14 protein-coding genes are annotated in these 18969 nt (G+C 45.8%); 5 read left to right on the top strand and 9 right to left on the bottom strand.

What is annotated here, in order from left to right; translation table 11 throughout:
• Positions 1–88: 88 nt before the first annotated feature.
• The 7 genes from H3V14_RS08425 to H3V14_RS08455 form a co-directional block, all read right to left on the bottom strand.
• Entirely contained in the window at positions 89–1021 is a 933-nt protein-coding gene (locus tag H3V14_RS08425) for a lipid A biosynthesis lauroyl acyltransferase (protein WP_198227971.1), read from the bottom strand.
• Positions 1021–2049 (bottom strand): zinc-binding dehydrogenase, encoded by a 1029-nt coding sequence (locus H3V14_RS08430; protein ID WP_198227973.1) that lies wholly within the window; start codon positions 2047–2049, stop codon positions 1021–1023. Before H3V14_RS08430 ends, H3V14_RS08425 begins: the two co-directional genes overlap by 1 nt.
• 51 nt (positions 2050–2100) lie before the next feature.
• On the bottom strand, positions 2101–3378 hold the full coding sequence (locus H3V14_RS08435; RefSeq protein ID WP_198227975.1) for a beta-ketoacyl-ACP synthase: 1278 nt from the start codon (positions 3376–3378) through the stop codon (positions 2101–2103).
• Positions 3379–3388: 10 nt separating this feature from the next.
• Positions 3389–4591 (bottom strand): beta-ketoacyl-ACP synthase, encoded by a 1203-nt coding sequence (locus H3V14_RS08440; RefSeq protein ID WP_198227977.1) that lies wholly within the window; start codon positions 4589–4591, stop codon positions 3389–3391.
• 9 nt (positions 4592–4600) lie between these two features.
• Positions 4601–4888 carry an acyl carrier protein gene (locus tag H3V14_RS08445; RefSeq protein WP_075870773.1) on the bottom strand — a complete coding sequence of 96 codons (288 nt, stop codon included), beginning with the start codon at positions 4886–4888 and terminating at the stop codon, positions 4601–4603.
• A gap of 245 nt (positions 4889–5133) precedes the next feature.
• On the bottom strand, positions 5134–7455 hold the full coding sequence (locus H3V14_RS08450; RefSeq protein ID WP_198227978.1) for an NADP-dependent malic enzyme: 2322 nt from the start codon (positions 7453–7455) through the stop codon (positions 5134–5136).
• A 16-nt stretch (positions 7456–7471) separates the two neighbouring features.
• A complete protein-coding gene (locus tag H3V14_RS08455) occupies positions 7472–8251 on the bottom strand; it encodes an SDR family oxidoreductase (RefSeq protein WP_198227980.1) in 780 nt (259 codons plus the stop codon).
• 276 nt (positions 8252–8527) lie between these two features.
• Between H3V14_RS08455 and H3V14_RS08460 the strand changes: the two genes are divergently transcribed.
• Genes H3V14_RS08460 through H3V14_RS08475 form a run of 4 tightly spaced genes read left to right on the top strand, consistent with a single transcriptional unit; the run spans position 8528 to position 12124 of the window.
• Positions 8528–9697 carry an ABC transporter permease gene (locus H3V14_RS08460; protein ID WP_075870770.1) on the top strand — a complete coding sequence of 390 codons (1170 nt, stop codon included), beginning with the start codon at positions 8528–8530 and terminating at the stop codon, positions 9695–9697.
• Positions 9698–9709: 12 nt separating this feature from the next.
• Positions 9710–10549: an ABC transporter ATP-binding protein gene (locus tag H3V14_RS08465; protein WP_075870769.1), complete on the top strand. Its 840-nt coding sequence runs from the start codon at positions 9710–9712 to the stop codon at positions 10547–10549.
• A 1-nt stretch (position 10550) separates the two neighbouring features.
• Positions 10551–11516, top strand: a complete 966-nt coding sequence (locus tag H3V14_RS08470) for an MlaD family protein (RefSeq protein ID WP_075870768.1) — start codon at positions 10551–10553, stop codon at positions 11514–11516.
• A complete protein-coding gene (locus tag H3V14_RS08475) occupies positions 11513–12124 on the top strand; it encodes an ABC-type transport auxiliary lipoprotein family protein (protein ID WP_075870767.1) in 612 nt (203 codons plus the stop codon). The genes H3V14_RS08470 and H3V14_RS08475 overlap by 4 nt, the downstream gene beginning before the upstream one ends.
• A gap of 624 nt (positions 12125–12748) precedes the next feature.
• On the opposite strand, the gene H3V14_RS08480 is transcribed toward H3V14_RS08475, so the two are convergent.
• Positions 12749–17749, bottom strand: coding sequence for a hypothetical protein (locus H3V14_RS08480; RefSeq protein WP_198227982.1), 5001 nt, complete (start codon positions 17747–17749; stop codon positions 12749–12751).
• A 200-nt stretch (positions 17750–17949) separates the two neighbouring features.
• Between H3V14_RS08480 and H3V14_RS08485 the strand changes: the two genes are divergently transcribed.
• Positions 17950–18273: a 2Fe-2S iron-sulfur cluster-binding protein gene (locus H3V14_RS08485; protein WP_075870890.1), complete on the top strand. Its 324-nt coding sequence runs from the start codon at positions 17950–17952 to the stop codon at positions 18271–18273.
• A 3-nt stretch (positions 18274–18276) separates the two neighbouring features.
• Here H3V14_RS08485 and H3V14_RS08490 read toward each other — a convergent pair whose 3' ends face one another.
• Positions 18277–18918 (bottom strand): DUF922 domain-containing Zn-dependent protease, encoded by a 642-nt coding sequence (locus H3V14_RS08490; RefSeq protein ID WP_075870765.1) that lies wholly within the window; start codon positions 18916–18918, stop codon positions 18277–18279.
• Between the last annotated feature and the right edge of the window lie 51 nt (positions 18919–18969).

The raw sequence follows: 18969 nt of genomic DNA on the forward strand, positions 1-18969 counted from the left end.
ATAAATTGTGATTGCTGTCGGCTGATTAACCGCAATTTCTACAAGGTGGAAGGTTGTCACAATTTTTACTTGTGAGTAGCGGGAATAATCAATCGTCCCAACGTTTATGAAACCACATCCATTGTCCGGGATATTCACGCACCCATGCTTCAACCGTATCATTCAGCTTTTGTGCTGCTTTGACCTCATCAATATTACCGTCTTTATCTTTTGGCAAATCCATGCGTTCGTAAAGTTCAAGACGGTAACGCCCACCAGGCAAGCGGATAGAGCGGGCAGGGTAGACATCACAATCATATTGGCGGGCCAGTTTGATCAATAAGGGATTGGTTCTCACAGGTCTGCCAAAAAAAGTTCCCTTTATGCCGCGGCGGAATTTCTGGTCGACCAACATACCGACGTCTTCACCTTCGGCAAGCTTTCCTGCAAGTGCCCATGCCGCACCGGCTTTCGACGGGACGAGGTGCCCCATAGCAGTACGCCGTGCTTTCAAAACACGCTTCGCTATATAAGGGTTATTGGGAGGACGGAAAAGTGCCGTTACGTTAAGATCGAATGTCGCGGCACAAATAGGCAACAGTTCAAAATTACCGGTATGAGCTGTAAAAAATATGTGCGGTTTTTTTTCGTCCCTTAATCTGACAAAAATATCTATTCCATCGACTTCAACCAGTCCGGTCTTCTTCGCATTCGGGTCAAAGTCGAAAATTTTGTCAAGAAACACATATTCGGCAAACAGCCGCCCCATGTTTTCCCACATTTCAAGAGCAGTTTTACGGATCCACTCGGGATCTTTTTCCGGATAGGCTTTTCGCAAATTATCCAGTGCTATTTGATGACGTGGGAGCAGAGGCCCGACAGTACGGGCAAACCATGCAAAAAAGCCAATGCCGGCTTTGGCAGGAAGATAGCGAATAAGCGACATCAATCCGGCAACAAAATGCGCCCACGACCAGTCCCACCAGTCTTTCAATTTTGTCCGGACACGAAAAAGAATAAGCTTTACACGCAATTTCTGCATCAACTGATTTTCAGGATGATTTTACCGAACACGTCGCGACTTTCCATCCGTTTCAATGCTTTTTCAATGTCTCCAAAATCGACAATGGTGTCAACAACTGGATGAACGATGCCTTGCGCCATTTTTTGCATGGCATTCGCCATATTTTCCATTCGACAGCCGAAAGAACCGAAAATTTTTAATTGCTGCTGGAAGAGTTGCATCAAATTCATCGAGGTTGACACACCCGATGTTGAACCACATGTAACAAGCCGACCGCCGCGTTTCAAACACAGCATAGAACCGGCCCAAGTGTCAGCACCGACGTGTTCAAAAACGACGTCGACGCCCTTTTTCTTGGTCAGTTTACGTACGACATGTTCAAAGCGATCGTCGCGATAGTTGATAACAACATCTGCGCCGAGAGCTTTTGCTTTATCGATTTTTCCATCAGAGCCGACTGTTGTAAAAACTGTACAGCCCATACGCTTTGCCAGTTGTATAGCAGCCGAGCCGATGCCGGATCCGCCAGCATGGACGAGAATTGTTTCACCGGGCTGAAGTTTTGCATTATCAAAAAGCATATGCTCGACAGTACCGAAAGTAATCGGAGCAACTGCGGCGTCAATCTCATCACAATCAAGCGGTGCCGGTACCAACAATCGGGCCGGTAAATTCACAGCTTCACAGGCAAAACCGTCAATATGAAAGCCGTGAACGCCACTGACATGCGTGCAAAGATTGTCCCGTCCTTCCCGACAGTTTTTGCACAGTCCACAGGTTTTCGCTCCATATATAGATACAAGCTGTCCCACTTGAAGATTGCCGACGCCGGGACCGATTGATTGCACAATGCCGGATGCTTCTGCACCAATTGTAAGCGGTAATTTGCGTTTTGCAAAAGCCATGCCCCGCCAACCCCAAACATCGATGTGATTGAGGGCCACAGCCTTTATCTGAACCGTAACTTCACCGTTTCCGGGAGCCGGCGGCGGAGCTATTTCGGTTAATTCAAGACGTTTGTCGTCAAGCAATTGCAATGCGCGCATGACTATTCCTTCTTAAAAAAAATTTGCCGGAAAATACTGCTAAACTGCGAGTTATCCGTTATACGCTCTGACAACAAGACTTTCGTTCTGTCCACCAAATCCGAATGAGTTCGAAAGCACGGACGTTACCTTCGCTTTTCGGCATTTGTTCGGCACCACATCAAGTGGAATTGCCGGATCCGGTTCGTCATAATTGATTGTCGGAGGCATGATCCCTGTTCTGATAGTCAGGAGTGAAAACACAGCTTCGATTGCTCCGGCGGCGGTCAAGGTATGACCGATCATCGACTTGTTTGATGAAACAGGAACTTTTTCAATATGGTCGCCAAACACATTTGATAAGGCCAGATATTCCATCTTTTCATTTTCTGGCGTCGAGGTTCCATGAGCGTTGATATAATCAACGTCATCAATACCGATGCCCGCATCTTCCAATGCTTTGCGCATAGATGCAGTAGCAGGAGACGCATCAGGTTTTGAACGTGTACGGTGAAAGTCGTCAGCAGTTTCACCACATCCAGCAAGAAATCCCAAAACCTTCGCTCCGCGTTTCAATGCACTTTCAAGCGATTCAAGAACGAGTGCTCCCGAACCTTCTGCCATGACAAAACCGTCACGGCCTTTGCTAAACGGTTTTGACGCTTTTTCCGGAATCTGGTTTTGAGTAGACAGGGCAGACAACAACGAAAACCGTATCAGTGCTTCAGCCGAAACCGAACCATCTGTACCGATTGTCAGTGCACGATCGGTTTCACCACGTCTTATTGCTTCGACGCCGAGTTGTATCGCCGTTGCACCTGAGGCACAAGCTGTTGACAAGGTAACCGGAAGGCCAACGGTTCCGAACCGGTCTTTCAAGCGTTCCGCAATATATCCGAATTGTGTTGTTTCAAAAAAACGTTGATGAAGATTTTTTGCACAGACTTCCAGAAATGCTTGATAAGACGGACTTTTTTGGCGATCAACTTCGTCATCAAGCGCAAAACGCGATTTCCAGTCAAGTTCAACGGGCGGTGCTGCCAGAAACAATGGCCCATTAAAGGCAGTTTCATCAAGTCCTGCTTCGCTGATTGCTTCATTTGCAGCAATGGTCGCGAGTTTCTCCGATAATGCCGAAGCACCAATGTGACTTTCTTCAAGAAAATCTACTGTACCGGCAATTTGCGTTGTCAAACCTTCAACCGGAAAGCGTGTGATGCGATGAATACCGCTCACACCATTAACAAGTTTTTCCCAGTTTTCTTTCTTTCCCTGACCGAGAGAGCTGATGACACCAGCTCCTGTAATTGCGACAAGTGGCCGCCCCAGATGATCGGTATATTTGTCCATTACAAATCCTTTAGCCAGCTATAAGTCTTGCCATGCCTTCGGCTCTTGTCGCACCGACAGTTGAAACGATAACGCTATCAATATCGTTGACCGGTTTCTCATCATCGCTCAATGCTTTGAAAGCTTGTCTTTTCTTTACTGCCATTGCACCCAATGCTAACGCGAGCGGAAATTGCGCTTCACGCCAATGGCCAAACAAAGTTGATACACCACGATAGGCAAGCTTGCTTTTATCCCAAAAGGCTTTTTCCGTTCCGGTTATGCCTTTTACGCCAGAAGCACCCGATACAACCAAGTTGTTTCTTTCTGAATTGGCTGTTTCGCCGGTTGTTCCATTGACATGTTCCAACATTGTTTCCAATGTCTTTTCGAGAGCTATCTTTTTACGGTTCGTCTGGTCTGCCACAAAATCCGAAATAATAGCGTAGATTTTTGCACCGCGTTTTTTGGCATATTCCAAACTCTCGAGCACCAGGAAAACGCCACCTGAGCCGGTTATAAGACCACCACCCTCACAGTTCTCACGCTGCCAGACAGGCGACCAGCCGTCCTGCTTCAAAAGTTGCCCTAATCCTTGTCCCAAAAGCATATCATAATGCTGGGCATTGTAAGAACCGCCGACAAGAGCATGTGTGCTTTGACCAGACCGAATCCTTGCAATTGCCACCATTAAAGCAGCAAGGCCGCTTCCTTCTTCCCCCATGAAACTGCGGGAAGAACCGATGACTTTGTGGACAATCGAAATATTTCCGGCCAAAAGATTGGATAATTGAGCAAGAAAAAGTGTCGGACGCAACTCAGTTGATAGAGTTTCATTCAGCATGACGCCACGATCTTTTGTTGTGCGACCTTTGTTGAGTATTTCGACATCAACATTGATATCACGCTCACCGCCGCCTGCACCAACGATCATATCCATGGTCGAGGTTACATCCAGATCACCTTTGACTCCCGCATCTTCAAGAGCAAGACCGGCAGCATAAGTTCCTAACCTTTGCCAGGTTTCCATCTGTCGCTGATCGCTCCGCTTCGGGATTTGCTGACTCCAGTCAACTTCCCCCAGAGCATGAACAGTGTAAGGGGCAAAGTTCTCTGCATCAATATGCGGGGCAAGAGGAGATGTATTTAATAGCTCCCAATGCTTTTCAACACCTTCACCCAGAGAACTTATGAGACCTATACCGGTGATGACGACAGAATGGTTTTTTTGCATTATACAGGATTATCCGGCGTTATTTTTGGCGGCAACAAGTTCGTCAATTTTGGCACAAAGATTTTTAAGGACAAAATATTCATCTGTCTCGACTTTGCCTTCGTTAACTTCCTGTGTCCATTGCTCTAGCGGTATTTTTATACCGAAAGCTTTATCTATAGCAAAAACAATATCCAGAAAGTCCAGACTATCAATACCCAGATCGTCGATGGTGTGGCTTTCCGGCGTAATTGTATTGCGATCAATCTCGCTTGTTTCAGCGATGATGTCGGCAACTTTGTCAAACGTAGAGGACAATGTGCAATTCCTTTTACTAGTTACGGCCATCAAGCGGCCTTCAGCGAATCTATCTAGCGTCTTTCTTGGTTAAAAAAAAGACTTAAAGCAGAATTAGCATTTCTTAATGCTTCCCGGAAACAATATTCCGTCTCTTCCACTGCTAAGCCGGTTCTATTTTGGCTTGTTTTTGGAAAAAGAGGCAAAATAACAACAAAAACAGATAAATCGGTTAAAAATCGACCGGTTTACCGCTGTTTTCCGGTTCATCCTTTTTTAATGCGTTTCTGATTCTTTTTTGTATTCGCTTCAAGAACCGCCAATGCTGTCATATTGACCACACCACGAGACGTAACCGATGTGGTCAGGATATGTGCCGGTTTCGCCGGACCTAACAATATCGGACCGACGTGAAGAGCATCAGTCAGGTTTTTTACGACATTGAGTGTGATGTTGGCTGCGTCAAGATTCGGGAATACGAGAAGATTTGCTTCGCCCTTCAAGCGGGAGCCCGGGAAAACACGGTCGCGCAAAATTTGCGAAAGGGCTGCGTCACCGTGCATTTCTCCATCCGATTCAAGATCGGGATAACGTTCGGCAAGAAGTTCGGAAGCTCGGCGCATTTTCTTCGCCGACTCTGTGTCTTTCGAGCCAAAATTGGAATGCGAGAGAAGAGCAACTTTCGGTTCAATCCCGAATCCACGAACCTCTTCGGCTGCGAGAGCTGCCATTTCTACGATCTGTTCGGCGGTGGGGTCGGTGTTAACATAAGTATCAGTCAGGAACAGTGTTCCACGCTGCGAGATCAACAGGCTCAAAGCAGAAAATTGGCCAATATTTTTTTCAAGCCCGATAACCTGTTGTACAAGTTGGAGGTTCCTTCCGAATCTGCCGCCAAGCCCGCATATCATTGCGTCTGCCTCGTCGCGCATCACGGCAAGGGCTGCAATTGCTGTCGTGGAGGTGCGAACAATTGTTTTGGCCGCTTCCGGAGTAACACCACGTCGGCCGGTATAGTGAAGAAATAGATCCACATAATCACGATAACGGGGGTCATCTTGCGGATTGATAAGTTCGAAATCGACATTCGGTCTGATACGCAAACCGAAACGTTTCAATCTCGCCTCGACAACATCAGGTCGGCCAATCAGAATTGGCGTTGCGGTTTGGTCTTCAAGAACAATTTGTGCAGCACGAAGTACGCGCTCGTCTTCACCATCTGCATAGATAACGCGTTTATGCTCGGCAGATTTTGCAGCGGCGAAAACCGGCTTCATAATAAGTCCGGAGCGGAAAACGAAACGGTTCAACTTATCAAGATAAGCATTCATATCGGTGATTGGCCGTGTCGCGACACCCGATTTCATCGCCGCTTTTGCAACCGCCGGCGCAATGCGTAGGATGAGACGCGGATCAAAAGGAGAGGGGATAAGATAATTCGGGCCAAAGCTTAAAGCCTCGCCGGAATAGGCGCGGGCAGCGACATCGGAAGGTTCTTCTTTTGCCAAAGCAGCAATCGCATAAACAGCCGCTGCCTTCATCTCTTCATTGATAGCTGTGGCACCAACATCAAGTGCTCCGCGAAAAATATAGGGAAAGCACAACACATTATTGACCTGATTAGGATAGTCCGAACGACCCGTGCAGATCATCGCATCAGGCCGCGCTTTTCGGGCGTCTTCAGGCATAATTTCCGGCGTTGGATTGGCAAGAGCAAGGATGAGTGGCGTTTTAGCCATTTTTGCTACCATTTCTGGCTTTAGAACATTACCTGCAGATACACCCAGAAATATGTTCGCGCCGCCAATGATGTCGTCAAGCTTGCGGGCATCGGTTTTTTGCGCGTAGACGCTTTTCCAGCGATCCATTAAGGCTTCACGCCCTTCATAAACCACTCCTTCGAGATCGCTTACCCAGATATTTTCTTTTTTTGCTCCAAGGCGGACAAGCAGATTAAGACAGGCAAGGGCAGCGGCTCCTGCACCGGAAGCAACGATTTTTACGTCTTCAATTTTTTTATGTGCAAGTTCAAGGCCGTTGATAACAGCAGCTCCCACGATAATGGCGGTGCCATGCTGATCATCGTGGAATACAGGAATATTCATTTTTGCTCTGAGTTGTTCTTCAACCTCGAAGCATTCAGGCGCTTTTATATCTTCCAGATTGATTCCGCCGAATGTCGGCTCCAAAGCGGCCACTGTGTTGACGATATGGGGGATGTCGTTCGCTTTGATCTCGATATCGAAAACATCAATATTTGCGAATTTTTTGAATAGAACGGCTTTTCCTTCCATGACGGGTTTTGCAGCAAGTGGCCCGATATTGCCGAGCCCCAGAACCGCCGTACCGTTCGAGACTACGGCAACAAGATTGGAACGCGCAGTGTATTCGGCCGCAGTTTTTTGATCATCATGGATTGCTTCGCATGGAGCCGCCACCCCCGGAGAATAGGCAAGTGCGAGATCACGCTGGTTTCCAAGCGGGGTTGTGGGGTGTATCTCCAGTTTTCCTGGGCTTGGATAACGGTGATAAAAGAGTGCAGCTTCTTCGAGTTCTTCCTGACGGGGAGATTTAATTTTCTTTACCATTTTGCTAACCCAAATTTTAAAAAGCGCTTAAATAAGCACCGCCATCAATGATCAAATTTTGTCCGGTAATAAAGCCGGATTTTTCAGAGCATAAAAAAGCACAAGCCTGCCCGAATTCATCGGGATTGCCAAATCGTTTTGCCGGATTCCGATTTTGTCTTTCTTTCATAATATCGTCTATTGAAGCACCATTATGTTTTGAAGCAGCTTCAAAACTTTGTTTCAGCCGGTCGGTTAAAAACGGTCCGGGCAGCAGATTGTTAATTGTGACATTGTCAGCAACAACTGTTCGCGCAATTCCGGCAAGAAATGATGTTAAACCGGCACGTGCTCCGGACGAAAGATCAAGGCCTGCAATGGGAACATAGACAGACGTCGACGTGATATTGACAATACGTCCGAATTTTTTATCAACCATCTTGTCGATTACAGCCTTTATCAGTTCAATCGGCGTTACCATATTCTGCGTAACAGCGTCGATAATTGCTTTGCGATCAAGCTCGCGAAAATCGCGAAATTGTGGCCCGTGATTATTGGTAACGAGGATATCCGGATCAGGGCATTTATCGAGGATTCGTTGCTGTCCATCCGGCGTTGAAATATCACCGGTAACTTCAACTACTTTTGCACTTGTAAGTTTTTCAATTTCCAATGCTGTTTTATGAAGTTCATCAGCGTGTCGACCATTAATGACGACATCACATCCCTCGCGGGCCAGAGCTATTGCGCAAGCTTTTCCAAGACCTTTGCTGGAAGCACATATTATTGCTTTACGTTTGTTAAGTCCGAGATCCATGTTAAACTTTCATACAAATTAAAACGGTCAAATTAAAACGGAAAAAACAAATTTTTATATTTGTTTCGTTTCTTGCTTTAAATGCCCACGTTTTCTTTCGTCATATTTCGACTATAATCCAACGAAATGCTTGTGTCATGATTCACAGGAAGATGCATCTTACACGAATGTGTTATAGGCAAATATTTTATGGTTAATGACACATTAATCTTTCTGAATGATATTTATGATTGTAATGAAATGAATCGACGTTTCAACGGGTGACGGACGGGTTGGATGAGTGATCGCATAAAGTCGAAGGAAAAAGCACAGAAAAAACCGGCCATTGTGAAACACGATATTCACGATGGCATTTTGTCGGTTCTGTGTGGCGGCGTGTGGAACACTCATACCGTCTATTTAATCGACGATGATTTACGTGAGCTCGAAAGTGTCCAATGTAGCAAGGCAGTTCTCGACGCTTCCAGCCTTGATTCTCTTGATACTGCTGGCGCTTGGGTTTTGGAACGACTTTATGTCAAATTGAAAGAGCGCAACATTGACGTTGAACTGACAGGCACAAAAGAATCCTGGCATTCACTTCTGATCACCGTTGGAAAAAGTTTTTCTAACAAAGATGATACAATTAACGAACCGAAGCTTCCTGCATATATCCGCTTTTTTTCTACCTTGGGTGAACGGGTAATCAATAGTTACCACGATTTTTTGCTTGCGATGGATATTCTGGGTGCAACGATTCGTGGCTCACAGATGAAAAAGGGGCGGGGTTCCGGTGTAAGTTTACCGGCAGTTGTGACGCAGATTGACAGGATGGGCGTTGGTGCGGTTCCGATCATCGTTTTAATGTCTTTCATTGTCGGTGCCATTATTGCCCAACAAGGGGCATTCCAGTTGCGGCTTTTCGGAGCAGAAATCTTTGTTGTTGATCTGGTCGGTATTCTGGTTTTTCGTGAACTTGGTGTGCTTTTAACCGCAATTATGATCGCGGGTCGCTCGGGAAGTGCCATAACGGCCGAAATCGGTTCCATGAAAATGCGTGAAGAAACCGATGCATTGAAAGTTATGGGCCTAAACCCGATAGGTGTTCTAATTTTCCCGCGTCTTGTTGCTTTGGCAATTATTTTGCCATTGTTGACAGTGATTTCCGATCTTGCTGCATTGGTGGGAGCGGGAGTTGTTGCCAATCTTTATTCCAATATTTCTTATGAAGCTTTTATAACACGCTTGAACGACGCGGTTTATACAACCACTTATTTTGCGGGCCTTATCAAAGCTCCGTTCATGGCATTGATCATCGGCATTATTGCATCGGTTGAAGGTATGAAAGTTGGTGGAAGTGCCGAGTCGTTGGGACAGCGTGTGACGAGTTCCGTGGTGAAATCGATTTTCGTTGTCATTGTTATTGATGGCTTTTTCGCCATCTTTTATGCTTCAATCAATTTTTAAGAGGTTTTCAAGGTGAGAAGAGCCAAACAAAACCACTCGACACTGGACCTTACAACCAACGAAATCATCTCGGTTCGGGATGTTACCGTGCAGTTTGGCAGCAAAAAAGTTCTCGATGGACTAAATCTTGATATCCACCGTGGTGAAATTTTGGGTTTCATCGGGCCGTCAGGTGCAGGCAAATCGGTTTTGATGCGCACGATATTGGGACTCAATAAAAAAGTTTCCGGCCATATAAAAATTCTGGGGCAGGATATTGATGAAATATCTGATCAGGAAAAGGTCGAAATTGACATGCGCATGGGAGTGCTGTTCCAGCACGGTGCGTTGTTTTCTGCATTAAATGTATTGGAAAATATTCAGGTTCCAATGCGTGAATATCTTGATTTGTCGCCAAAACTGATGGACGAACTGGCACGGTTAAAAATCTCGTTGGTCGGTCTTGAAGCCGATACCGCAGAAAAATACCCATCGGAACTTTCGGGTGGCATGATTAAACGCGCTGCTCTTGCACGCGCATTGGCTCTTGACCCGCATATTGTCTTTCTTGATGAACCGACGTCCGGTCTTGATCCGATTGGTGCAGCCGATTTTGATCTTTTGATTGAAGATTTACGCGACACAATGGGTTTAACCGTATATATGGTGACACACGACCTTGATAGTCTTTATGCAGTTTGTGATAGAATAGCAGTCCTCGGGCATAAGAAAGTTATGGTAGAGGGAACGATCGAGGAGATGTTGAAGTTTGACGATCCATGGGTTCAATCGTATTTTCGCGGCAAACGCGCGAGACAAATTGTTCCGCGTAATCGTCATCCAAAAACGTTAACAAAAGAGACGGCGGAGTAAGATGGAAACCAGAGCAGATTATGTGACAGTCGGTATCTTTACTGTGGTGACACTTATCGCCGCTTTTATGATCGTCTATTTCATTGCCAGAATGGGAGATTCGCACCAGCTTGAGCCATTGGATGTGCGTATTCCCGGTTCTGTCACCGGACTTGGTGAAAGCAGTCAGGTATTTTTTAACGGTATTCGCGTCGGAACAGTGCGCCGGCTTGTTCTTGATGACACAAACCCTAACATGGTTATTGCCAAAACGGAAATTAACGGCACGACACCGATAACCCGTTCAACAGTTGCAACGCTTGGTTTTCAGGGGCTAACCGGTCTTGCTTTTATTGAACTGAAAGGTGGCAGCCTTAAAGAGCCGAACCTTCTTGAAGAAGCAAAGAAAGAAGATACAGTCGCTCGGATTGATGCTGATCCGTCAACGTTCAATAACTTGCTTGCAACGGCACAGGATATTTTTGCGCGTGCCAATTCGACCTTGGGCGAGATGGAACAATTCATGAAAGATTCCCGTCAACCGCTTACCGAAACAATTAAAAACGCGCGGAATTTTTCGAATACTTTGAACAATAATACCGATAACATACAAAAAATTCTTGATGATACGCGACAGATGATGTCACGTCTCAATACAGCATCCGAAAAAGCCGATTCTATAATGGCCAAGCTTGACAATATGCTTTCTCCTGATAACCGGAACAGTGTGATTGTGCAGGCGCAACAGACATTGGCATCTATCCAGAAGGCTGCTGATACGATAAATGAGCATATCGGGCCGATTGCCAATAATCTTGAAAAATTTTCCGGGCAAGGCTTGAGAAATGTCGAGGCTCTTGTAAGCGATAGTCGCCGCTCGGTGGATCGCATTGAAAGAGCAATTTCAGATCTGGAACGTGACCCTCAGCGACTGATTTTTGGCGGGTCGGGGACTGTTCCGCAATATGATGGGAGAACTCGTCGATGATAGCCGAAAAGAACAAAGTGAGCAGAATTTTAGCTGCATCTTTCGGGCTTCTTTTTGCCTCAACTCTTCTTTCGGCTTGTGGAGCTCCGGCACGTGACACTTATGATCTGTCCATTACAAATGTTACAGCAGCAGGAGCACCAAAACATCAAAAGATTCAAATTCTGGTAGAACAACCTGATGCGGTGAAGGCACTTGACGGACAAGACATTGTAATCAAGCAGGGCGGATCCATCGCCTATCTTAAAAAGGCCCAGTGGAGTGATCGTCTCCCTGATCTTGTGCAGGCACGCCTTGTACAGGCGTTTGATAACAGCAATCATTTTGGTGGCGTTGGCCGGCCTGGTGATGGACTGGCAATCAATTATCGAATTTTAACCGACATCAGATCGTTTGATGTGGCTATCGTCAATGGACATAATATAGCGTCGCTCGAAATAGCCGTAAAAATTATGGATGACCGGAACGGTAACATAACAGCATCCAAGGTCTTTGTAGCAGAGGCGCCTGTTTCCGGCACAGATAACAACCATTATGCTGCAGCATTGGATAACGCCTTCAAAAAAATAACTAATGATATTGTCAGTTGGACAGTTTCATCTATTTAAACTGCAATTCTTGTTTGATTTTGAAAATTATAACGTTGCGAACTTTTCAACCTGAAGAACGTTGTTGTTTGCATGATATAATTTTAAACAAGCAGCTTGAAAATATTCCATTGAGATAGGTTGTAACAGTTCCCTCACTAAGCGGTTATAGTAAATACTATCAAGGCGATGCGGACAAATTCCGGCATTTCAATCCGAATAACGGGATTCGCGGCAGCTGTTTATCCCCAGATATGCTCCGGGACATTAACAATGTGGATTAGCCGATAAAGGCATCAACTTAGGAACACCAAATTGTCTATTAGAAGGAAGAACATCCTTCTTCATAGAAATTCGATTTGAACGTCAGATATAACTGGAATATATCTTTAAAAATACACCCCATTTTTCATGTCTATTCACATGCTTGCAAAATAGCAGACAGAGTCCGGATGCATCGGAGTTGAACGGTGTAGCAAAACCGGAGAAAATAAGTTTATTATTTTCGAGAGCTGCGAAGAGTTTGACATTGCGGCTGAATGACGGAAGACGTCTATTACCGTTTTTCGGAATAGCGATGAAAGCTTATTTTGATAAGTGTCTCAAGATAAGGAAAAGGGAGCTTCAAGCTCCCTTTTTGTTAACTTACTGGATACGGCCGCTTGCGTGGGCGAGCATTGTATAAACTTTACCTGTATCCGAGGTCAGATATCTGCGGATTGTCTCTCGGTCTCCGGTTTCACGAGAGACATCCCTCAACAATTTTTCAAAATCGGCAATATATTGGTTGACCGAACGGCGGAATTCACTGTCCGAAAGATATTTCTGCCGGATTTTTTCGAATGTTTTCTGGCCACTGATTGTGTAAAGGCGTTGAGTATAAATATTCCGTTGACCGCGGCGATAATGATCCCAGAGCTGAACGGCTGCGTTATGATCAATTGCGCGGACAATATCGACCGACAACGAATTCAACGAATCGATAACGTGATTTGCCGGGCGAGGCTGCTCGACCTTCGTAAGCGTTGCAACATCCGGTTCATCACCGCGAGAGGCGCGTGCCAAAAGGTTTGATACCCATCCATCTCTCGATGCAGGTGTGGCCGCTTTTGCCGTTGCCACAGGTTTTACGGTAAACTCCGGCTTATAGGCGGGCGTCGTGCGTGGTCGTTCCGCATAAGATTGAGAAGCTGACAACGGGCGTGAAAAATTGTTGGTTTGTGCGCTTTGTTGCATCAAAACCGACAGTTCTTGCAAAGCCTTTATCTGATCGGAAACCGCGTGGCGCATTTGGTCGGCAGATTCTTTTGTCTGCATCGGCAGTTGACGGATAGTCGAATTGAGGCTCTGGCTTGTCTTTTCAAGTTCGGCTTTTATTGACTGCGTTGCATGTCGAATTTCATCTGTCGCATTGGAGAATTTGGAAGAGGCGACACCTACCATTTCATTCAGGCTCTGCTGGAGACGGAAAGCAGAATCACGAGCACTCTCGTCTGTTTCCTTCAAGGCAGATCCAATGGCTTGTTCATAATGAGCGATAACCTGATTGATTTCTTCCGATTTTGCCATCAATGCATTGCTTAACTGAGCCAATGCATTTTGTTTTTCTTCAACCGTGCCACTGAACGAATTTTGTGACTGTTCGAGCATCTGGACAGCCTGATTAAGGACGTTGGCATGCTGATTAAGGCTTTGGGACATCTGATTGATCTGTTCCAAAGTATTGCCGGATAGCCCCTGCAATAATTCAAAATTGCTGCTCAGCATTTGATTGGAATTATTCAGATTTTCAGCAAGCTGGTTGGTGTTCTGATAAAACGCGTTGGCCGTTTCGCTAAATTGGCCGTCAATATTCTGGATTGATGTGATCAACGTGTTGGCATTGGCATTAATATTTTGCACCGATTGTTCCATTTGACCAAGCAATCCGGTTACATTGCCGACAAAATCATCCTTGACACCGGAAACTGCTTGCAAGGTTTCCGAAGTACGTTGTGCCAATGCATTCAACAATGCATCATTTTGTTCCTGCATACGTTGTCCGGCATCTTGCGTTGCGGCATTTAACTGGTCATTGAACTGGGTGGCAAGACTGCCAAGTGATTGAGTGGCTTGTTGTGCCGCTTGACCGAGATTTTCGGTAACACTTGTAAGTTGTTGAACGTCGCTCGCTATCTGGTTTGAAGCGTTACCGACAACGTTATTGACGTTTTCACCAATGCTATTCAGCTGGTTACCGATGTTATCCTGCAATTGCTGCATTGTTTCATTGAGCAAGTTCGAACGGTCAGCCAAAGATTGTTCAATTGCCTGAGCCGATGTTTCAATAACGGAATTGAAGCGCTCTGCCTGTTGGTTGATTACGCCTTCGACTCTCGATATTTCGCTATCAAAGGACGTTGTAAGCGTCTGACCAGCTTCATTGAAGCGGGTCGCAGCTTCGTTGACCTTGTTATTGAGCGAAGAGAGAATATTATCGCCGGCGGTGGTCAACGCCTTGCCGATATTTTCCGATTGTGCAGTCAAGTTGGCGACAGCGCGTTGTCCGGAAGCTGATAGGACGCCTTCTGCTTTCACCGCAACATCGGCAAATGACGTTACGACTTCCTGACCGACGCCCATAATCTTTTCATGGACTTTATCGGTCTCGCTATTCAGTCTGGAAAGTATGCCTTCGCTGATATCGGAAAGTGTGGATTGCAATTTGGTCGACTCGTCATTAAACGACGACAAAACGCGGTTTCCGGATTGAGAGAGCAGGGCAGAGGCTTTGTCAGCAACATCATTAAGGGAAACTTTCAACTCTTCATTGGAGTTTTCTAGAACCGATCGTGTTTTGCTGACCTCATCTGCAAGCGAAGTTGTCAAACCATTGCCGGTTGTTGAAATAATTTCCGAAGCTTTTTCGGTTGCGCTGTTCAATCCGGAAATGAGTTTGTCACTTGTTTCGTTCAATAAAGAGGTTGCCCTATCCGTTTCTGTAGAAAGATTTGTAACAAGGTTACCACTCGACTGAGAAATCAGTTCGGCGGCCTTTTTCGCTTCATCACTGAAAATCTCGGATGCAGCGGTGATATTGGTTCTAAGGTCGCCGGCAATTGAAACAGCTGAGTCTTCCAGTGCCGACTTTACATTATGAACACCGACTTCCAGTGCCTTTTGCATCGTCTGGGTGCGTTCATCCAATATGGCGGTCTGTTCAGAAAATGAGCGCTTTATGCCTTCGTTGTTTTCGGTAACAATATTTTTCAATTCGTTTGAACGTTGTCCGAGCAAATTGCTTTGAACTTCAAGGGAGCGTGTTACTTCACCTAATGTATTTGTAAGGCTATTTTCCAGCTCTTTGGCTTGTTCGGTTATGGTATTGGAGCTTGTAGTCAAGCTTTCATTCATTGATCCGATACGTTCGTCGACAGATGCCAATAATGAATCATTCGAGGCTGTCAGCGCTTTCTCGAGCAGTTCCGTATGGTTTCTTAGTGTATCCAGATGGTTGGTAAACGTTGATTTCAGCGATTCGCTGTTGCTCGTAACAGCTTCTTTAACAATTGCAACCTGATTGCCGACTGTTTCACTGAATGTCGCGTCTCCCTTTGCAATAACTTCTTTGATATAATCAATGCGTTCTTCAAGGACGCGTGCCTGATCTGCCAGAACTTCATTCAATGCCGAACTGTTAACAGTGAGCGAGTCTCTCAGTGCATCCGCTCTTGTTTCGATATTCTTTGTCTGGGTATCCATCAGCTCGTTAGCAGTTTCGAAGCTCTTTTCGATGGCTGCTTGCAATGAACCGGTGCGTTTCTCAATCCCTTCAACATAATTTTGAGAACGCTGATCAAGCATTTCGACGTTCTTGACGAGTACCTGTTCGATATTGCTTACATGCTCTGACAGGACATCAATTTGCCCCTTGACGGTTGCGGTAAGTTTATCGGTTTCGCCATCCAGCATGTTGGTGATGAGTTCACGACCTTCAGCGATCTGCGCTCTGAAATCTTCAGCCCGGTTTTTGAGCATATCATTGAGCGAGATATCAAGACCGTTGACCTGATCGGCAAGCAGCTTCTTGCCATCATCAACAGTCGTCAGTAAATTATTGCGACCTGCAGTGAATGTATTGGCAATTTCAATCGTCCGCGCTTTAAGCGTTTCGTTGATTTGCGTTGCTCTTGCATCAAGTATGCCACCGAGTTTTTCGGTGTTGTCTTCAAGCTCCTGAGCGCGCTTGATAAACGCATCTATAACTGTGTTGCCTCGTTCGTCCAATGATTTATCAACATCGGCGAGACGCTTTTCGAATGCAGCAATTGCGGCTGTGGTCGCATTGTCAAAATGAGCCGATAATGTATTGGCATGATCGCCCAGTTTGGACATTTTTGCGTCGAAATCCGATAGTGCACGTTCAGTTGCCGCCTGCATACGCTGGCTAAGCTCTTCGGCCCGTTGTTCGGCTTCCTCAGCCCCTTGATTAAAGCTTGTTGAAATTTTCGCGCTGTTATTTTCCAGACGCTCGGTTGCAACATTCACACTTTGTTCAAGGTTGTTGTACAGTTCCGAATTTTGCCTCTGCAATTCTTCAGCTGTTTGACGGAATTTTTCTGCAAGATCGCCACTTACACCTTCACCGACTTTACCAAGACGTTGAACCAGTTCTTCACCTTGTTGTTCAAGAGTTTTTGTAAGCGTTTTTGTGACGTTTTCGACGTTCGCAGAAATATTGGAGGTAATAGCCCCGAATTCTTTACTTAATTCGTTTTGAGTTCCGCGGATAGTCGACTGGACGCGGTCGGCGTGACCAAGGATCGCTTCGCGTTCGGTGCTCAATTCGCTGATAAGATTACGAATGCGTGTTTCATTCTCGCTATAAGCCCGATCAAGATTTTGAACTTCACCTTGGATAAGGGCCTCAAGTTCGACAGCTCGCGAAAGGGTACGTTCAATACCTTCGTTCATGGCCGACACTTCCTGACGGATTGTCTTGCCAAGCGAAGCAGCATGTTCTGCCGAGGATTGAGGGTGGCTTAGACGTGAAGCAGCATCACTGACAGCCGCAGCAATATTTTTGAGTTCGGTTGACCGTTTTGATAGTTGTGCAAACCCCCAGAACATTAAAATCGGAACAGCTGTTCCGGCGGCCACTGCCAAACCGGCCGGTGTCGCGGCAAAAGCGGCGAGGCTTGCCGGTGCCAATGTGTTTGCAACATAAGCACCACCTGCTGCCCAAAGTGCACTTAAAGCAGTTGTGCTCCAGTAAATACGTGAAGGTTTGTTTTTGTAGTTACCTGATGCATTAATCAGATTGAGGTCATCATTGGCGGGACGAGGCTGTTTTGCAATGAGGGTATCGTGAACCGTACCACCCGTCGATTCTCTAACCGGCTTTTTGCCGAATAGGCTTTCGGCCACCGATTCATCAACAGCAGGACCTTTGAGTTCGTCGCGCTTTGCTACCGGAGCGTTTTCGGCTGCAAGTTCTTCGGTTGCTTGTGCAATCTGTTCGGCAAGCTCGTCCAGATCTATCAGGCCATTAGTCGATTGTGCAGCACTGTCTTTTGTCGTGGCATTATCGAAATTAAAGTCCAAAGCCTGCTCGAGCGCTTCTTCAACTTCAACATCAATTTTTTCTGCCTTGGTTCTACGTGCCATCTTAGCCTCTTTACTCTATACACATTGAAAGACGGTGGTACTTTCAATAAAAGCGTGCCTATCCTAACCTTTAAGGAATTAGAAAGGAATACGTTCTTGGCTAAAGTTTGAAAAGTTTTAAGATAAAGTTAACGGCGCTTTGCCAAAGATGGAACATGTTCCATAAAAGTAATAAAAAACAATAAGATAGGGTGAAACAAGTGGTAAATGTCTTATTCAAAAGTGAACGTGATAACCGGCAATTTGCTGTGGATAGCCCCTCAGGTATGACACTGATGGAGGCAGCATTGGACAATAATGTCCCCGGTATCGTTGCCGAATGTGGCGGCGCATGTTCTTGCGCTACATGTCATGTTTACATTGATGAGAAATGGCAATCTGCTGTCGGAGAGCCTAATCCGATGGAAGATGATATGCTCGATTTTGCTTATGATAGACGGGAAAATTCAAGACTTTCATGCCAGATTGTACTGGATGAAAGTCTGAATGGCCTTGTTGTCCATATTCCCGAACGCCAAAGCTGACAGTTAGTGTTTTGCCTGTTCAAGCCTTTGCAATCGTGCGACCAGCAAGTTGATAAACCGGTGATCGAAATTGACAGCTTCCGCCCGGTCGAACTGCTTTTGCGCATTTTCGTGGTCGGTCAATATATTATAGGTTGTTTTTTCGATATCCTGTTTTAACAGGTTGCAATCGGTTCTGTAGGGCAGGCTCTTGACTGCTCTCTCAATTTTCGATGCGTGGGCTCTTGCAATCACAATGTGGCTTTCTTCATGGCGCTGGATGTCGCGCGACAATGTATCCCAAACGAGTGCCATCTCGATTGATTTTGTAGTTGCACGTTGTTTCCAGCGCGGCAGAGACATTTTTGCGTGCACGTCGACGCTAACAGAATCGACCTTGCAATAGCGGCCGTTCTGTACAAGCTTTAGCCGCGGATCAAAAGAAATAGTTGTGGCGCCGGGATGATGGCTTCCTGTGCTTTTCAGGTAGGGCCCCTTATGTGCAAGTGCTTTGTCGAGCTGGGCTGGAGTTGTACCCGACAAAGTGTAATAGCTGACAGTTTTGTAGATTTTTGCTGCATTGGCCGTCATAGAAAACGGGCTCAAGGAAAACGGTATCAAGAAAAAACATGTAGCAGCTAAAGTACTGATCGTTTTTTTGAACATTTTAATCTCTGTCGTTGGATATTGTAAGTTATTCTAGACATTTACATGAAT

Source organism: Bartonella sp. W8151 (genome assembly GCF_016100385.1).
In the GTDB taxonomy this organism is placed as follows: domain Bacteria; phylum Pseudomonadota; class Alphaproteobacteria; order Rhizobiales; family Rhizobiaceae; genus Bartonella; species Bartonella apis.